This is a genomic window from Shinella sp. HY16, assembly GCF_028534175.1.
GTDB lineage: Bacteria > Pseudomonadota > Alphaproteobacteria > Rhizobiales > Rhizobiaceae > Shinella.
Map to the genome: position 1 here is coordinate 696,111 of NZ_JAHYXL010000001.1, position 16,001 is coordinate 712,111.

The 16,001-nt window shown below is 65.5% G+C and carries 14 protein-coding genes; 7 read left to right on the forward strand and 7 right to left on the reverse strand.

The genetic code is table 11. The features are described from left to right. Positions 1 to 73 precede the first annotated feature (73 nt). The 3 genes from waaA to lpxK all read left to right on the forward strand — a co-directional run bounded on the left by waaA (position 74) and on the right by lpxK (position 3,415). The gene (gene waaA, locus K0P03_RS03400) at positions 74 to 1,387 is read left to right on the forward strand and encodes a lipid IV(A) 3-deoxy-D-manno-octulosonic acid transferase (RefSeq protein ID WP_023516990.1); all 1,314 of its coding nucleotides are present in this window, start codon (positions 74 to 76) and stop codon (positions 1,385 to 1,387) included. A gap of 13 nt (positions 1,388 to 1,400) precedes the next feature. After that, positions 1,401 to 2,135: an HAD family hydrolase gene (locus K0P03_RS03405; RefSeq protein WP_023516989.1), complete on the forward strand. Its 735-nt coding sequence runs from the start codon at positions 1,401 to 1,403 to the stop codon at positions 2,133 to 2,135. Positions 2,136 to 2,374: 239 nt separating this feature from the next. Then, positions 2,375 to 3,415, forward strand: a complete 1,041-nt coding sequence (gene lpxK, locus K0P03_RS03410; RefSeq protein WP_023515456.1) for a tetraacyldisaccharide 4'-kinase — start codon at positions 2,375 to 2,377, stop codon at positions 3,413 to 3,415. A gap of 64 nt (positions 3,416 to 3,479) precedes the next feature. Here lpxK and K0P03_RS03415 read toward each other — a convergent pair whose 3' ends face one another. Then, entirely contained in the window at positions 3,480 to 3,716 is a 237-nt protein-coding gene (locus K0P03_RS03415) for a DUF2093 domain-containing protein (protein ID WP_023515455.1), read from the reverse strand. Between the two features lie 248 nt (positions 3,717 to 3,964). Continuing rightward, the gene (mutL, locus tag K0P03_RS03420) at positions 3,965 to 5,773 is read right to left on the reverse strand and encodes a DNA mismatch repair endonuclease MutL (protein ID WP_130518673.1); all 1,809 of its coding nucleotides are present in this window, start codon (positions 5,771 to 5,773) and stop codon (positions 3,965 to 3,967) included. Positions 5,774 to 6,038: 265 nt separating this feature from the next. Here mutL and K0P03_RS03425 point away from each other — a divergent pair, with 265 nt between their 5' ends. Continuing rightward, entirely contained in the window at positions 6,039 to 7,778 is a 1,740-nt protein-coding gene (locus K0P03_RS03425; RefSeq protein ID WP_082342365.1) for a response regulator, read from the forward strand. A 21-nt stretch (positions 7,779 to 7,799) separates the two neighbouring features. Here the strand turns inward: K0P03_RS03425 and K0P03_RS03430 are convergent, their stop codons facing one another. Next, positions 7,800 to 8,807 (reverse strand): calcium-binding protein, encoded by a 1,008-nt coding sequence (locus K0P03_RS03430; RefSeq protein ID WP_272788895.1) that lies wholly within the window; start codon positions 8,805 to 8,807, stop codon positions 7,800 to 7,802. A gap of 290 nt (positions 8,808 to 9,097) precedes the next feature. Between K0P03_RS03430 and K0P03_RS03435 the strand changes: the two genes are divergently transcribed. Both K0P03_RS03435 and K0P03_RS03440 read left to right on the forward strand, forming a co-directional pair. Continuing rightward, complete coding sequence (locus tag K0P03_RS03435; protein ID WP_023515451.1) at positions 9,098 to 10,453, forward strand: putative bifunctional diguanylate cyclase/phosphodiesterase; 1,356 nt, start codon at positions 9,098 to 9,100, stop codon at positions 10,451 to 10,453. A gap of 115 nt (positions 10,454 to 10,568) precedes the next feature. Further along, a complete protein-coding gene (locus K0P03_RS03440) occupies positions 10,569 to 10,904 on the forward strand; it encodes a PilZ domain-containing protein (RefSeq protein WP_272788896.1) in 336 nt (111 codons plus the stop codon). 3 nt (positions 10,905 to 10,907) lie between these two features. On the opposite strand, the gene K0P03_RS03445 is transcribed toward K0P03_RS03440, so the two are convergent. Then, positions 10,908 to 11,834 carry a LysR substrate-binding domain-containing protein gene (locus tag K0P03_RS03445; protein WP_023514080.1) on the reverse strand — a complete coding sequence of 309 codons (927 nt, stop codon included), beginning with the start codon at positions 11,832 to 11,834 and terminating at the stop codon, positions 10,908 to 10,910. 88 nt (positions 11,835 to 11,922) lie between these two features. Here K0P03_RS03445 and K0P03_RS03450 point away from each other — a divergent pair, with 88 nt between their 5' ends. Then, positions 11,923 to 13,470 (forward strand): trimethylamine methyltransferase family protein, encoded by a 1,548-nt coding sequence (locus K0P03_RS03450; RefSeq protein WP_245290243.1) that lies wholly within the window; start codon positions 11,923 to 11,925, stop codon positions 13,468 to 13,470. A 78-nt stretch (positions 13,471 to 13,548) separates the two neighbouring features. On the opposite strand, the gene K0P03_RS03455 is transcribed toward K0P03_RS03450, so the two are convergent. The 3 genes from K0P03_RS03455 to K0P03_RS03465 all read right to left on the reverse strand — a co-directional run bounded on the left by K0P03_RS03455 (position 13,549) and on the right by K0P03_RS03465 (position 15,944). After that, the gene (locus tag K0P03_RS03455; protein WP_023514078.1) at positions 13,549 to 14,226 is read right to left on the reverse strand and encodes a PRC-barrel domain-containing protein; all 678 of its coding nucleotides are present in this window, start codon (positions 14,224 to 14,226) and stop codon (positions 13,549 to 13,551) included. Positions 14,227 to 14,424: 198 nt separating this feature from the next. Continuing rightward, positions 14,425 to 15,309, reverse strand: coding sequence for an SMP-30/gluconolactonase/LRE family protein (locus K0P03_RS03460; RefSeq protein ID WP_272788897.1), 885 nt, complete (start codon positions 15,307 to 15,309; stop codon positions 14,425 to 14,427). Further along, entirely contained in the window at positions 15,306 to 15,944 is a 639-nt protein-coding gene (locus K0P03_RS03465; protein ID WP_272788898.1) for a 2-dehydro-3-deoxy-6-phosphogalactonate aldolase, read from the reverse strand. The genes K0P03_RS03460 and K0P03_RS03465 overlap by 4 nt, the downstream gene beginning before the upstream one ends. Positions 15,945 to 16,001 lie beyond the last annotated feature (57 nt).

The window sequence follows — 16,001 nt, forward strand, 5'->3', positions numbered from 1 at the left end:
GCCGCGCCGAACCAGAGACCGGACCTTCCATGATCCCGAACAAGACGAAAGCCGCAACCAAGGGCGCTCGCGCATGAGCCGGCGCCTCGCCCGTTTCGCGCTTTCGCTTTATCGCTGGGGCGGCGTCGCGCTCTACCCGATCGTTGGCCCCTATCTCACCTTCCGCGCCGCCAAGGGCAAGGAAGACCGTTCCCGCCGCCGCGAGCGCTACGGCTATGCCGGCGTGCCGCGCCCGGCGGGGCCGCTTGTCTGGTTCCATGCGGCCAGCGTCGGTGAGACCAATGCGGTCATCCCGCTCATCAAGGAAGTGCGCCGTCGCGGCATCGCGGTGCTCCTGACGACGGGCACGATCACCTCGGCGAAGGTCGTGCGCGACCGCCTGGGCACGGACGTTATCCACCAATATGTGCCGCTCGACCTGAAGCCGGCGATCAGCCGCTTCCTGGAATACTGGCATCCCGATCTCGCCATCATGGCGGAGTCGGAGATCTGGCCGATGACCATCCTGGAACTCGGCAAGCGTCACATCCCGCAGGTTCTGGTCAACGGCCGCATCTCGGATCGCTCCTTCCCGCGCTGGAAGCGGCGCCATGCCGTCGCCGACGCCATCTTCGAGAATTTCGCGCTCGTCATCGCCCAGTCGGATCTCGACGCCGACCGTTTCAGCACGCTCGGCGCCCTGCCGGTGCTCGTTTCCGGCAATCTCAAGGTGGATACGGATGCGCCGCCGGTCGATTCCGCCGTGCTGCGCGGCTATCTCGACCAGATTCAGGGCCGTCGCACCTGGGCGGCGATCTCCACCTTCGAGGGAGAGGAGGCGGCCGCCGGCGACGTGCACCGCGTGCTGAAGGAACGCACGGGCCTGCTCACCATCATCGTGCCGCGCCATCCCGAGCGCAGCGACGCCATCGCCGACATGCTGGAGGCGCGGGGCCTGAAGGTTGCCCGGCGCACGCGCGGCGACGTTCTGACGCCGGAGACCGACATCTTCCTCGGCGACACGATCGGCGAGATGGGGCTCTATCTGCGCATGACGGAGATCGCCTTCGTCGGCCGCTCGCTGTTTGCCGAAGGCGGGCAGAACCCGCTGGAGCCGGCCATGCTCGGCTGCGCGATCCTGTCGGGCGGCAATGTGCAGAATTTCCGCGAGGCCTATCAGCAGCTCGCCCGCAACGGCAGCGCCAAGATGGTGCGCGACACGGAGATGCTGGCCAAGGGCGTGCACTACCTGCTCGTCAACGACGAGATGCGCAAGCAGATGATCGAGGCGGGGCAGGAAACCGTGCAGGAGATGCGCGGTGCGCTGCGCGCCACCATCAAGGGGCTGGAGCCCTACATCAACCCGCTCACTGTGAAGGCACGGTTGCATCCGCGCCAGACGTCCTGACGAAAGGCGTGTCATGTCCAAGACCGAGACCATTTCCGGCATCCTCTTCGACAAGGACGGGACGCTGCTCGACTATGCCAAGAGTTGGGTGCCGGTGAACTACGAACTCGCCCGCATCGCTGCCGCCGGCGACGAGGCGCTAGCCCGCAAGCTGCTCGTGGCGGGCGGCATGGATCCCGACACCGGCTACGTCACGCCCGACAGCCTGCTGGCCGCCGGCAACACGGTGGAGATCGCCGAGGGCATGGTCGCGGCCGGTGCGCCCTTCACGGTGGAGGCGCTGGCCACCCATTTCGACAGCCTCTTCGCCAATTCGGCGCAGCTTGCCGTCGCCGTCACCGACCTTGCCCAGTTCTTCGCCACCATGCATGCCCGCGGCTACTGGCTCGGGGTTGCCTCCAGCGACAACGAGGCCTCGATCCGCGCGACGGCAAAACGCTTCGGCTTCGAGGACTACCTGCACTATGTCGCGGGTTACGACAGCGGCTTCGGCACCAAGCCGCAGCCGGGCATGGTGCTCGGCTTCTGTGCGGCGACGGGTCTTGCGCCGCACCAGGTCGCCGTCGTCGGCGACAACAATCACGACATGCATATGGGCCGCAATGCCGGTGCGGGCCTCAACGTCGCGGTGCTGACGGGCACCGGCTCGCGGGAATCGCTGGCGGATGCCTCCGACTATTGCCTCGCCGACATCACCGAACTCGTCCCGCTCCTCCCGGAGGCGGCCGTCGCGCGACCGGTGGCGTGAGCGGTGAGGGCAGCCCCTCATCCCGCTGCCGCGACCTTCTCCCCGCAGGCGGGGAGAAGGGACTTGTGGCAAGGCCGTGCAAAGCCGTCCTTCTCCCCGCTTGCGGGGAGAAGGTGCCGGCAGGCGGATGAGGGGCAGGCCACGCTCCCGCAACGCCGATGCAAATCCCCCCGGTTGATTTTCCGCAACTTCTCGCGTTTGCTGCAAGAGACCGGGCCGGGACGCCCGCGGGGGACGGAATGGTAAGTGAAGCGCCGCCTTTCTGGTGGACGAAGCCGGACTGGCGGGCCTATGCGCTCTGGCCGGTCTCCCGCCTCTACGGCCTGATCGCCGGCCGCCGCATGCGCAAGGGCCGGCGCGCCGAAGTGGCCGTGCCCGTCATCTGCGTCGGCAATTTCACCGTGGGCGGGGCCGGCAAGACGCCGACGGCGATCGCGCTCGCCCGCGCCGCCAAGGCGCGCGGCCTCAAGCCCGGCTTCCTGTCACGCGGTTATGGCGGCTCGCTCGACGTCACCACCGTCGTCGATCCTCACCACCACCGTGCGCGTGCGGTCGGCGACGAGCCGCTGCTGCTCGCCCGCGAGGCGCTGACCGTGATTGCCCGCCGGCGCGTCAAGGGTGCGCGCAAGCTGGTGGAGGAGGGCGCAGACCTCATCATCATGGACGATGGCTTCCAGAGCGCGCAGCTGACCTTCGACTATGCGCTGCTCGTCATCGACAGCCGCCGCGGCATCGGCAACGGCCATCTGGTGCCGGGCGGGCCGGTGCGCGCGCCGCTCGACGAGCAGATGCGCCAGGCGAATGCGCTTCTGGCGATCGGCAACGGCAACGCCGCCGATGCGCTGATCCGTCAGGCGGCACGTGCCGGCAAGGCGATCCATTCCGCCACCCTCGTCACCGTCGGTGCCGAAGACCTCGCCGAAAAGGTCGTCATGGCCTGGTCGGGCATCGCCGACAACGAGAAATTCTTTCGCACTGTAACCGAGACGGGCGCGCATCTCTACGTGACGCGCAGTTTCCCCGATCACCATCATCTTTCCGAGGACGAGGTATCGGAGATTCTCGACCATGCCGAGGGCGTCGGATACCAGCTCGTCACCACCGCCAAGGACAGCGTTCGCCTCGCCGGCGAGCATGGCCGTGCGGAGGAACTGAAGGAGAAGAGCCGCGTGATCGAGGTGGAGATCCGTTTCGACGACCCCAAGGGGCCGGACGCGATCATCGACGCGGCGATTGTCGGCGCAAGGCGGCGCAAGCTGCACCGGCTGGCCGCGAAGTAGCGGAAGAGGGCAGGGACAGGCAGAGACCGACAGGGGATCCGCCCCTTCAGACAGTCTCTACGGTCTATTGCTTCTTCTGCGTGGGCAGGGCGCCGGCGCGCTTTTCGGCCTCGAGCGAGGCCTCGGCGGTGGCATAGGGTTCCTGCCGCGCAACGCTCCAGTAGCGCAGCTCGTCGACGGGCACCATCTCACCGGTCATCGCGCAGATGACGTGCGAGCCGGGCATCAGGATCTGGAAATCGCCGTCGAGATAGCGAATCTTCGCTTCGCGGCTGCCGCGTCCTTCAAAACGGTTCATCATCGATTTCAATATCCGTCTCATCAAGGGGCACGCGCCGGCTGCGCGGTCGATACCGTGCCATATCCCGGCCGCGGCGAAATTTCCAGCCTTTTCGCTGTCGCACCCGTGAAGGGGCAGGCGTTGGAAGAACGGGCCACGCCTTCCGCCCAGAGTATTTCCGGTGAACTCCGGTTCACCGGAAATACTCTGGATTCTTGTTTTACCGCGTTATCCGACGCCGAAGCGATTTCGCTTCGGCTGGAAATGCTCTAGCTCCGCCCGAACAGGCGCTCGATATCGGAAAGCTTGAGCTCGATATAGGTCGGCCGGCCATGGTTGCACTGGCCGGAGCCGGGCGTCGCCTCCATCTGGCGCAGGAGCGCGTTCATCTCCTCCGGCCGCATGCGCCGGCCCGAGCGCACGGAGCCGTGGCAGGCCATGGTGGCGGCAAGGTATTCCAGCTTGTTCTTCAGCCCGCTCGCCGTGTCCCATTCGGCAAGTTCGTCGGCAAGCTGGCGCACGAGCCCGACGGCGTCCATCTCGCCGAGCATGGCCGGCGTCTCGCGGATGGCGACGGCGCCCGGTCCGAAGCGCTCGATGCCGAGGCCGAGGCGGGAGAATTCCTCCGCATGGGACACCAGCCGGTCGCAGTCGTCCTCGGAAAGATCGACGATCTCGGGGATGAGCAGGGCCTGCGCCGGTACCGCCCGGGCATGGAGGGCGTTGCGCATCGCCTCGAAGACCAGCCGCTCATGCGCGGCATGCTGGTCGACGATGACGAGCCCATCCTCGGTCTGGGCGACGATGTAGTTCTCGTGCAATTGCGCGCGTGCTGCGCCGAGCGGGTGGCGCTGCGGCGGTTCCTCTTCCCGCGGCGTTGCCGGGGAAGGGGCGAAGACCGGTTCGCTGCGTGCCGACGGCGCGGCGAAATCGGCAAAACCGGTCTGCCTCTCGCTGAAATGCGGCGCGGGAGCGCTTGTCGCCTCGAAGGGGCGGTAGGGCGAGGCGGCCGGGCTCCAGGGCGTCTGCGGGCGCTGCGCCTCCGGCCGGAAGGCGCGCATGAGGCCGCTTGCGCCCGTGGTGGAGGCCCGGTCGCCCTCGCGGGCGAGCGCCTCGCGGATCGCGCCGATGATGAGGCCGCGCACCAGGCCCGGGTCACGGAAGCGCACGTCGGATTTCGCCGGATGCACATTGACGTCGACGAGTGCCGGGTCGATGTCGATCGCCAGGACCGCCACCGGATAGCGCCCGTGCGGAATGGTCTCGGCATAGGCCGCGCGCAGCGCCGACCAGATCAGCTTGTCCTGCACCGGCCGGCCGTTGACGAAGGCGAACTGGTTGAGGCTGTTGCCACGGTTGAAGGTCGGCACGCCGGCAAAGCCGGTCAATCGGACACCCTCGCGCGCCGCGTCGATCTCGATGGCGTTGTCGCGGAAATCGCGGCCGAGCACCTGCGCGATGCGGGCGAGCCTGTCGGTGCCCGTCGCTGGAAATTCCAGCGTCGTGCGGTCGGAGCCCGACAACACGAAGCGCACGTGCGGAAAGGCGATCGCCATGCGCCGCACGACGTCAGAAATGGCGGAGGCTTCCGCCTTCTCGCTCTTCAGGAATTTCAGCCGGGCGGGCGTGGCGAAAAAGAGGTCACGCACCTCGACAACCGTGCCGCGATTGGCCGCGGCTGGCCGCACGGGCGCCACCTTGCCGCCGGTCACGCTGATCTCGGCGCCTTCGCCGGCCTCGGCCGTGCGGCTGAGCAGCGAGAGCTTGGCCACCGAGCCGATGGAGGGCAGCGCCTCGCCGCGGAAGCCGAGCGTGCGGATGTCGGTAAGGTCCTTGTCGAGTTTCGAGGTACAATGCCGGCGGATGGCCAGTTCCAGATCCGCAGGCGCCATGCCGCCGCCATTGTCGGTGACACGCAGCAGCGTCTTTCCGCCGCCGGCCGTTGCGATCTCGATGCGCGTCGCCCCCGCATCCAGCGCGTTCTCGATCAGCTCCTTGGCGGCGCTTGCCGGCCGTTCGATCACCTCGCCTGCGGCAATCTGGTTGATGAGAGTTTCGGAAAGCTGCCTGATCGTCATGCCGCCATTTTCGCGGATTCGGCGAGGCCTTGGAAGGGGCAAGTTGGCTTATCCCGCCCTGCGGCGCCCGGCGACCTGAAATCGTTTAATCAGGCTTTAATAAAAAGCTGCCAACGTGCGCGCAGGTTTGTATGAACACAAGCCGGCCGGTTTCCCGGTGGACAATTTCAGCGTCGCTGGCCGCTGTCATTCCCCTCTGTCCGAAGGTGCAGGATGCACCGATCAGCATGCGTCCGGGAATGCCAGACAGGCGAGGTCTGCCACTATGAATGATGTAGCGTCGCCAGACGCGAACATCCGGCTGGGTATGTTTGAAGCCGCGTGCGATATCCTCGCCGCCGCCGTGATCGTCTACGACAAGAACGATTGCCTCGTCTTCGCCAGCCGCCAGGTCCTGCGCTACTTCCCCATTCCCGCCGATACGCTGAAGCCGGGCACGCGGCTGCGCGACGTGCTGAGCGCCATTTTCGACAGCGGCGTGCGCTACGGCATTCCGCCCGAGCAGCGCCACAAGGCCGTCAACCGCGAGGAGTGGATTTCCAACCGCATCTCGGCCCACTGGCGCGAGCAGTACGACGCCGTGGAACGGCTCGGCCGCGACCGCTGGATCCATTTCCGCAAGCGCCGCCTGCCGAGCGGCTACAATGTCACCACCCTGGTCGACGTCTCCGAGCAGAAGAAGCAGGAGGAGCAGTGGCGCTCGGATCTCGAGCGCATCGCGCTCACCGAGGAGATCCTCGAGACCCTGCCGTCGCCGGTCGTCATCAAGGATCGCAATTTCACCTATATCGCGGCCAACAAAGCCTTCTGCGCGATCTACAATGCCAATGCCGACGGCATTCTCGGCCGCTCTGTCTGGGATCTGGCGGATGCGGAGAATGCCGAGCGCATCGAGCGCTCCGACCGCATGGTGCTGGAAACGGGCGAGCCCTACAGCGTGCCGGAGCACGTCATCCGCGCCGACGGTACCGATCTCTACGCCATCACCCGGAAGTACCGCATCGGCGCCCCGGGGCACCATGCCATCGTCACGGTGATGGAAGACGTGACGGCGCTCGCTGCCGGCAACAGGGCCGTGTCGGATGACGGCGACGTGCTGCTCAGCGTGCCCGGCGGCTTCGTCGAGGCGCAGAACTGCTTCGATCCGGTGCGCGACGCCGAGCGGCGCTTGCTCCTCGAACAGTTGAACGGCGACGAACTGCGGGCGCTTTCCGGCAAACGTGCCCTGGTCGCCACGCCCAATCCCCGCATCGAGGAGATCCTGGTCGGCGAGTTCCGGGCGCGCGGGGCGGATTGCTGCGCGGTGCACAGCGTCTACGAACACGATGCGTTCCTCGCCCTTGCGGCCCGCGAGGGCCTGTCGGTCGATCTCGTGGTGATCGACAACAACCTGCCGGACCACGAGCGCATCCTTTCCAACGACCGGGGCATCGCAACGCGGGTTATCGTACCGGACGGCATCGGCCCGGATTTCATGCGCACGCTCGTCGAAGAGCACGAACTTCTCTCGGAGAACGCATCGCCGCTCGGCGACATCCTCACACCGGTGTCGCTATCGGACGACTGGTACATCGCAACGGACATTTCCGTCATGCTGCCGGGTGCCGTCGGCGACATCGAGGTGCTCGTCGCCGAGGACAACCAGATCAACCAGTTCGTCTTCTCGCAGATCCTCGAGGGCATGGGCATTTCGCACCGCATCGCCGAGAATGGCGAGGAGGCGGTGATGCTCTGGCGCAAGCACCAGCCTCGCCTCGTGCTGATGGACATTTCCATGCCCGTGATGAACGGCATAGATGCCGCGATGGAGATCCGCGAGGCGGAGAAGCTGACGGGCACCCACACGCCCATCGTCGCCGTGACCGCCCAGGCGCTCAATGTCGACATGCAGAACTGCATGGATGCCGGCATGGACGACTATATCACCAAGCCGGTCAGCCCCGACATGATCGAGGCGATCTACCGCCGCTATGTCTCCTCCGGCAGGGAGAAGGCGGTCGCGTGAGGCGACCGCCCGCGAGGGCGCTCAGAGAATGAAGTCGGCCTTGGTGAAGTCGATGAGGCCGGAGAAGCCGATCGCGAAATCAGCCTTGCCGTCGCCGTTCGTATCTCCGTAGACGTAGGTTTCGCTCTCATACTGCTTGAAGCGCAGTTCGCCGGCCTTCTTGTGAAAACCGCCGTCGCCGACGAACTTGAACGTCTGGTTGCCGCCGGATTTCGTGCTGGCGTCGATCGCCGAGAGGTCGATCTTGTCGCCCGACCCCTCCGAGAAGTCGGAGATCATGTCACGGCCGGCTTCCTTGACGGTGGAATCCGTGACGGACTTGAACACGAAGACATCCCGGCCGGAGCCGCCACGCATCATGTCGGCGCCCTTGCCCCCTTCGATCGTATCCCGTCCGCTGTCGCCGTTCATCCAGTCGTTGCCGGTGCCGCCCTTGAGAAGGTCGTTGCCGGAGCCGCCGTAAAGCTCGTCATCGCCGCTTTCTCCGTTGAGGACATCCTTGCCATCCTCGCCGTACAGCGTGTCCAGACCCGCGCCGCCGGCGAGCGAATCGTTGCCCCCGCCGCCCGAGAGCATGTCCGCGTCGTTGCCGCCGCCGAGGAAATCGTCGCCGCCATAGCCCCAGATGTTGTCGTCGCCGTCATATCCGCGGATGACGTCGTCGCCGTCGTCACCGCTGATATAGTCGTCTTCGAGGAAAAGCAGGTCGAGGGCCGTCGCGGTCGTGGTGTGCTGCTTGAAGTCGTTGAGGCTCAGATCGGCGAGGCTGATCTCCAGCGTCAATGCGTTGCCGGCATTGCGGAACTGGATGAGGCTGAAGTCGGCATCCAATCCGTCGACCGTGCCCGAGGGGTTGGAGAAGATGGCCTTCACCGTCTGGCCGTTGACGGTGACGGACACGCTTGCGGTGCCGTCCGTGTTGAAGCTGACCGTGCTTGGAGAAATGCGTTTGGCAAGCAGGGCGACCGTTTCCGCGAGCGTGCTCGTGGAGAAATTGCCGATGGTGGAATAGGTGCTGATGGTCGACATTGCCTGTTCTCCTCGCAAAACAGCCGCATCCGGACGATGCCGACGGCCCGGGTCGCAAATTTTTCGCGACTTCAAGTCCGTGCCGTCTGAAACCAGAAATTGCGTTACCTCTGCTTGCCTGTCAATATGGGTGTCCTGCGCCCGCAAAAATACAACGCAGGCGCGTCAACTCCCCATATTTGGGGAGGCCGGTGGGCAGGAGTGACGATTGTTTGCTATGTTTTTGTTAACGGTCATGCCTCATCGTGGAACCATCCTCGGAGGTCGCGTGCAAGTACGGGAAATCATTGATGAAGTCTGCTGATCCTGCAGCGCTGGATGTTTCCCAGACTGACCTCCACGCCATGGCCTATACGGACCCGTTGACCGGGCTCGGCAACCTTTACCGGCTGCGCGACAAGGTGCGCCAGATCGCCAAGGAGCGTGAAGAGGACCCGGCACCGTTTGCCATCGGCATCGCCAATCTCGATGGTTTCAAGCCGATCAACGACCTTTTCGGCCCGCGTGCGGGGGACGAGATCCTCTGCCAGGTCGCCCATCGCCTGAAAGCCTGCATTCCCGACGGCGCCACCGTCACGCGCCATGGCGGCGACGAGTTCGCCTTCGTGCTGCCGCTGGTCTTCGAGCGCAAGGGCGCGGAGAAGATCGGCCAGATGCTGCGCGAGGTGCTTTCGGCCCCCTTCGACCTCGGCGACCGCAACGTGCGCCTTTCGGCCTCGTTCGGCTTTGCGATCTTTCCCTTTGCCGGCGAGGACTTCACGGAGCTGCTGAAGAGCGCGGACACGGCCCTCTACCGTTCCAAGCGCCGCGGCCGCGGCCAGATCACCGTCTATTCGCAGGAAATCGCCCAGGAGATGAAGCGCGCCACGCAGCTCGAGCAGGCGCTGCGCAATGCCATCATCGCCAATGAGGTGGACGTGCATTTCCAGCCGATCGTCAGCCTGCGTGACGACACGGTCGTCGGCTTCGAGGCCCTGGCGCGCTGGTGCGATGCCGACCTCGGCTACGTTTCTCCCGCCACCTTCGTGCCGCTCGCCGAAGAGCGCGGCTTCATCGATGCGCTGTCCGACACGCTCCTGCGCAAGGCCGCCGAGACGGCGCTGTCCTGGCCGAAGGAGCTGTTCCTCTCGTTCAACCTCTCCTCCGCCCAGCTGATGGACCCGAAGACGGCCTTCAACACGCTGGCGATCCTCAACCGTGCCGGGCTCGATCCGCGCCGGCTGGAGCTGGAGATCACCGAGACCGCGGTGATGACGGATGCCGACACCGCACAGAAGATCGTCGGGGAACTGCGTGCGGCGGGCGTGCGCATCTCGCTCGACGATTTCGGCACGGGTCAGTCGAGCCTCGGGCGCCTGCGTGACTTCGCCTTCGACAAGGTGAAGATCGACCGCGCCTTCGTCTCGCGCATTTCCAACGACAAGGCCTCCGAACACATCATCAAGGCGATCGTCGCCATGTGCGAGGGTCTCGATCTTGCCGTCGTCGCCGAGGGCATCGAGGACTTTTCCGAGGCGCTGAAGCTGAAGGCGCTCGGTTGCGGCATGGGGCAGGGCTATTTCTACGGCAAGCCGCAGGATGCCGTCGCAACCATGCGTTTCCTCTCCGATCGCTATGTCAGCGTCGAGGGCCGTGCCGCCTCCTGAGGCGTCGTCCCGAAACAGGTCGCTTCGATAAAATTGCAGGCATTTGTTTAGCCGGATGGCAAACAACCTGCGGTATGGTTGGTTCCAGAGTGAATGTTCGTGAGTGGAGCCACGGATGACGACCATCAAGGATATGCCCATCAGGGCGAACAGCCGTTCCAAGGTCCGTATTTTCGCGACGGTGCGGGTGATGCATCAATCGACGCGGGCGCGGGTCATCGACCTTTCCCCGACGGGCATGGCCTTCGATGTGGAAAAACCCATCCAGGCAATGGCCGGCCAGCTGGTAACGGTCGAGAGCGAGGAGCTGGGTCGCCTCAGCGGCACGGTACGCTGGTACACCAACGGCCGCCTCGGCATTGAGTACAAGCTGTCGACCAATGCGCTTGCGCAGATCACCTCCTATTTCCGCTTCTTCCATGAAGAGGTACAGCCGGTCCTGCGCCGCTGATCTTCAGGCTTCGCCGCTGCGGCCCAGCCGGCCTTCCTCGAGAAGCCAGTCCCGCACCCGCCGGGCTGGCCCGTTGAGTTCGCGCGAGCGCGGCCAGACGACGTGGAAGGCATCGTTCGTCCTCAGCACATGGCCGCCGACGGTGACGAGCGCGCCCGAGCGCACCTGCCCGTCGATGAGGTGTCGCCAGCCGAGGGCGACGCCTTCTCCCGCCAGCACGGCCTGGATCACCAGCACATAGTCGTTGATGGCAAGCCGCCGCGCCTGCGCGGGATAGCGCACACCCGCGCTGGCGAACCATTCCGGCCAGTCGCAGGCCGCCCGCACCGGCTCCTCCAGGTGGATGAGCGGCAGCTTCAAGAGTTCTTCCGGCGTCGTCGCGTGCCCGCGGCTCTCCACGAAGGCCGGGCTTGCGACGGCCGTGATCACCTCCGGCGCCAGCAGCGCGGCATGATAGCGTGGCCACTTCGCCGGATCGCCGCCACGAATGCCGAGCGGGATCGGCTCCTCGTCGAGGTCGAGATCGCGCACGCTGGTCTGGATGCGCAGGTCGATGTCGGGAAGATCGGCGCGCAGCTTGGCGAGCCGCGGCAGCATCCACATCGAGGCGAAGGCGGTGGAGGCGGCAAGCGTCACATTCGCCTCCCGCCCCTTGGCGCGGATGTCCTCCGCCGATTTCTGGATGCGCGACAGGCCGAGCGTCACGTCCGCATGGAAGCGCTCGCCGGCATCGGTCAGCTCCACGGCGCGGTGGACGCGGTGGAAGAGCGCGACACCCAGCTGCTCCTCGAGATTGCGCACCGCATAGGAGACGGCCGCCTGCGTCATGCCGAGTTCGGCGGCGGCGCGGGTGAAGTTCTGGTGCCGTCCGGCAGCCTCGAAGATGATGAGACTGGAGGCGGAGGGAAGCAGGCGGCGCAAGGTTTCCATAAATGAAGCTTATAGTCTTCGTAAGTTTTTTCCAGCGTCACAAGGCGTCGTTTCACGCCTAGCCTCGTCCAGGATTATGGAGGCGACAATGGCAGACGCAGCGACGATCGAAGCACCGGCACGCAGGGGGAGGGCGCGACCTGCCCGGCGGGATGGCGCCGCCAAGGCGCTCGGCGTGCCCTATATCGTGCGGGGCATCCCGACCTATGATGTGCTGTCCGAGGAGAACCTGCAGAAGATCGAGCGGGCAGCGGACCGCATCCTCGCCGAAGTCGGCATCGAGTTCCGCGACGATCCTGCCGCTATCGACCATTGGAAGCGGGCCGGTGCGAAGGTCGAGGGTCTGCTCGTGCGCTTCGAGCCCGGCATGCTGCGTGAGATCGTTTCCTCGGCGCCCGCCGAATTCACCCAGCATGCCCGCAACCCGGCCAACAATGTCCAGATCGGCGGCAACAAGGTGGTCTTCTCGCCGGCCTATGGCTCGCCCTTCGTCATGGACCTCGACAAGGGGCGGCGCTACGGCACACTGGAGGACTTCCGCAATTTCATCAAGCTCGCCCAGTCGAGCCCCTGGCTGCACCATTCCGGCGGCACGATCTGCGAGCCGGTCGACATCCCCGTCAACAAGCGCCATCTCGACATGGTCTATAGCCATATCAAGTATTCCGACCGCGCCTTCATGGGCTCGATCACCGCGGAGGAGCGCGCGGAGGATTCCATCGATATGGCGCGCATCCTGTTCGGTGCCGATTTCGTCGACCGGAACTGTGTCATCCTCGGCAATGTCAACGTCAATTCGCCGCTCGTCTGGGACGGCACCATGACGAAGTCCCTGCGCGCCTACGCCCGCGCCAACCAGGCCGCCGTCATCGTGCCCTTCATTCTCGGCGGTGCCATGGGGCCTGTCACCAATGCCGGCGCCATCGCCCAGTCCTTTGCCGAAACACTTGCCGGCTGCGCGCTCACCCAGCTGGAGCGCAAGGGTTCGCCGGTCATCTTCGGCAACTTCCTCTCCTCCATGTCGCTGCGGTCAGGCTCGCCCACCTTCGGCACGCCGGAGCCCGCCATCGGCTCGATGGTCGTCGGCCAGCTCGCCCGGCGCCTGAAACTGCCATTGCGCTGTGCCGGCAATTTTTCCAACTCCAAGCTGCCGGACGGCCAGGCCATGCAGGAAGGGCTGATGTCCATGCTGTCGGCGGTGCATTGCGGCGCGAACTTCATCCTGCATTCCGCCGGCTTCCTCGACGGTCTGCTTTCCATGTCCTACGAGAAGTTCGTGATGGATGCGGATCTGTGCGGCGCGCTGCATTCCTATCTCGCCGGCGTCACCGTCGACGACAACACGCTCGCCATGGACGCCTTCCTTCAGGTCGGCCCCGGCAGCCACTTCCTCGGCTGCGACCACACGATGCGCAACTACCAGACCGCCTTCTGGGATTCGGCGCTGTCCGACAACGAGCCCTTCGAGAAATGGAGCGAGGAGGGCGGCTCGACCGACATGGCGACCCGTGCCAACCGCCAATGGAAGAAGATGCTCGCCGAATACGAAGCGCCGCCGCTGGATGCTGCGATCGACGAGGCGCTCCGCGACTACATGGACCGCAAGAAGGCCGCCATGGCCGACGCCTGGTATTGAGGCCTCTGGGCCGCGCACGAAAAACCCGGTGGCGCAGGGATGTGCCACCGGGCTGGAGATCAGACGGAGCCTGCCGGATTATTCGACCGGCTGGGTGGTGGCCGGAGCCGTGCCCGTATCGGTTGTCGACGAGGTCGTCGATGTGTCGACCGGGGTAGTGGCCTGGCGTTCGGCAACCTGCTGCGCCGTGGTCTTGAATTCCGGCGCGGCCTGCAGGCTTTCGGCGGTTTCGGTCGTCGTCAGCTTGACGTCGTCCGTGTCGGGGACCTGCGTGATCGAGATCTTCTCGAACGGAACCGCGACCCATTTTTCACCGATGCCCAGGAAGCCGCCGACACCGACGACGGCTGCGGTAATGCCGCCGTCCTTCTCCATGATCAGGTCGGAGATCTTGCCGATGCTTTCGTCGGCGCTGTTGTAGACGGCCTGGCCGAGATAGGTGTTGGCGCTGATCTGTTCCGGCGACTGGGCCGTCAGATAGTCACCGCCGGCAGCCGGAGCCTGGGCCGTGTCCTCGGTCGGGGTCGTTGCCGGCGTCTGGGCCGTATCCTCGGTTGCCGGCGTGGTCGGATTTGCAGCGGTGTCGCCGGGCGTGGTGCCCGTTGCGTCATCGCCGGTCATGCCCGGCTGCTGCTCCATCGTCTGGGTCTGGCCGGCGGCGGGCTGGTTGGTGTCCTGGGCATAGGCTGCCGGGGCAATGGCCGCGCCGAGGAAAAGGGCACCAGCGGCAACGGAAGTGAGAAATTTCTTGGTCATTTTGAACCTGCCTTTCGTCTCGTTGGCATCAAGGCGGGGCGGTCTTGAAAAGGGGCCGTCCACACCGGTTGATGGACAAGGAACGACGACCCCGGGCTTTGGTTCCGATAAAAATTGCCTTCTTTTTGATGGCTGCCATGCATTTTTGATGCAGGAAGCGGCCGCGGGATCGCAGGCCGCTCCCGGCTTGATGAGCCCTTAGAGCGTGAATGCCGGCTCGAAACGCCCCTTCACCGCAAAGCCCAGTTCGAAGGTCCGGCCGGCATGCGGATCGGCAAGGCGACCGGCCGCATCCAGGCCCTGCCAGGCCGATGTCACCATGAGCCGATCGGCTTTGTCGCCGATGAAGGCCGGGCAGCTGGCCTGCGATGCCGGCACCAGATGGCGGGCGATCTTCGTGCCGTCGGGCGTGTAGACGTCGACGGCGTTCGCACCCCAGCGGGCGTTCCAGATGAGCCCGTCCGCATCGCAGACCGCGCCGTCGATGTCGCCCGGCGTGCCGGTCTCGTCGCTGAGCACTTCGGGCGTGCCGGTGGGCAAGCCGGTTTTCGGGTCGAGCGCGACGCGCATGAGGTGGTTGACATGCGAATCGGTGAAGTAGCCGGTGCTGCCGTCCGGCGAGAAGCAGATGCCGTTCGGGATCGTGACGTTGGAGAACAGCTTCGTCACCGTCGTGCCGGCGATGTGGTAGATCGCACCCGAATGTTTTTCCGCGGTGCGGCCCATCGTGCTCGCCCAGAGCGCGCCGGACGGGTGGACGCGCCCGTCATTGGAGCGGTTCTGCGGCTTGTCTTCCAGCGTGATATAGGGGCTGAGCGCTCCATCGGCGACCTTGCGCAGGAAAAGCCCCCGGTCGGAGACGATGAGCTGGCGCTCCGGATCGACGACGGCCAGCACGCTGCCGAGGAAGGGCAGCGCATGGGTCGCCTTGGTCATGGTCGCAAGATGCAGTTCATGCAGCATCTGGCCCGTAATGTCGAACCAGTAGGCCTTGCCCGTCGCCGGATCGTAGGTCGGGCCTTCGCCGAGCTGCGAGGCCGTCTCGCAGAGGGTGCGGCCGGTAAAGGAATGGATCTCGGTCATTTCTTGCCTCCATAGACGGCGTCATAGGCTTCGACCGTCGCGCGGGCGCGGCTACGCACCTCGTCGGCGCCCATGCCGACCTTGTAAAGGCTGGAGCCGAGGCCGAAGCTGCGGATGCCGATGGCGGCATAGTCGGCAAAGTTCTTTTCAGAGACGCCGCCGACGGCCGCGATCTCCAGTTCGGCCGGCAGCACGGCGCTGATCGCCTGGATGCCGGCCGGACCGAGCACGCTGGCGGGAAAGAACTTGAGGCCCGTTGCCCCGGCGCGTGCGGCGGTGAGCGCTTCCGTCGGGGTGAAGACGCCGGGCATCGTCACCATGCCCTTGGCGGCGGCGGTGGAGATGACGTCGGGCTCGACATTCGGGCTCACCATCAGCTGCCCGCCCACGTCGGCGAGCCGGTTGACATCGGCGACGGTGAGCACGGTGCCGGCGCCGATCAGGCAGCCCTCCGGCGCCATATTCACGGCCGTCTCGATCGAGGTGAAGGGATCGGGCGAATTCAACGGGATTTCGATCGCGGTGAAGCCCGTCTCGATCAGGGCGCCGACGACGGCTTCGGTCTCGCTCGGCTTCAAGCCGCGCAGGATGGCGATCAGCGGGTACTTCATCGGGGGGAAGGGGATGCGGTTCATCGGTTCAGCTTTCTCGGAGAGCGCGTCCGGGATGGGCGGATGCGCGTTGCAGTTCAT

Coding starts and splice junctions, on each gene's coding strand:
- K0P03_RS03450 (WP_245290243.1), top strand. CDS start 11,923: ATGGCAGACGCAGCGACGATCGAAGCACCGGCACGCAGGGGGAGGGCG.
- lpxK (WP_023515456.1), top strand. CDS start 2,375: ATGGTAAGTGAAGCGCCGCCTTTCTGGTGGACGAAGCCGGACTGGCGG.
- K0P03_RS03440 (WP_272788896.1), top strand. CDS start 10,569: ATGACGACCATCAAGGATATGCCCATCAGGGCGAACAGCCGTTCCAAG.
- K0P03_RS03460 (WP_272788897.1), bottom strand. CDS start 15,309: ATGACCGAGATCCATTCCTTTACCGGCCGCACCCTCTGCGAGACGGCC.
- K0P03_RS03435 (WP_023515451.1), top strand. CDS start 9,098: ATGAAGTCTGCTGATCCTGCAGCGCTGGATGTTTCCCAGACTGACCTC.
- mutL (WP_130518673.1), bottom strand. CDS start 5,773: ATGACGATCAGGCAGCTTTCCGAAACTCTCATCAACCAGATTGCCGCA.
- waaA (WP_023516990.1), top strand. CDS start 74: ATGAGCCGGCGCCTCGCCCGTTTCGCGCTTTCGCTTTATCGCTGGGGC.
- K0P03_RS03415 (WP_023515455.1), bottom strand. CDS start 3,716: ATGATGAACCGTTTTGAAGGACGCGGCAGCCGCGAAGCGAAGATTCGC.
- K0P03_RS03465 (WP_272788898.1), bottom strand. CDS start 15,944: ATGAACCGCATCCCCTTCCCCCCGATGAAGTACCCGCTGATCGCCATC.
- K0P03_RS03455 (WP_023514078.1), bottom strand. CDS start 14,226: ATGACCAAGAAATTTCTCACTTCCGTTGCCGCTGGTGCCCTTTTCCTC.
- K0P03_RS03425 (WP_082342365.1), top strand. CDS start 6,039: ATGAATGATGTAGCGTCGCCAGACGCGAACATCCGGCTGGGTATGTTT.
- K0P03_RS03430 (WP_272788895.1), bottom strand. CDS start 8,807: ATGTCGACCATCAGCACCTATTCCACCATCGGCAATTTCTCCACGAGC.
- K0P03_RS03405 (WP_023516989.1), top strand. CDS start 1,401: ATGTCCAAGACCGAGACCATTTCCGGCATCCTCTTCGACAAGGACGGG.
- K0P03_RS03445 (WP_023514080.1), bottom strand. CDS start 11,834: ATGGAAACCTTGCGCCGCCTGCTTCCCTCCGCCTCCAGTCTCATCATC.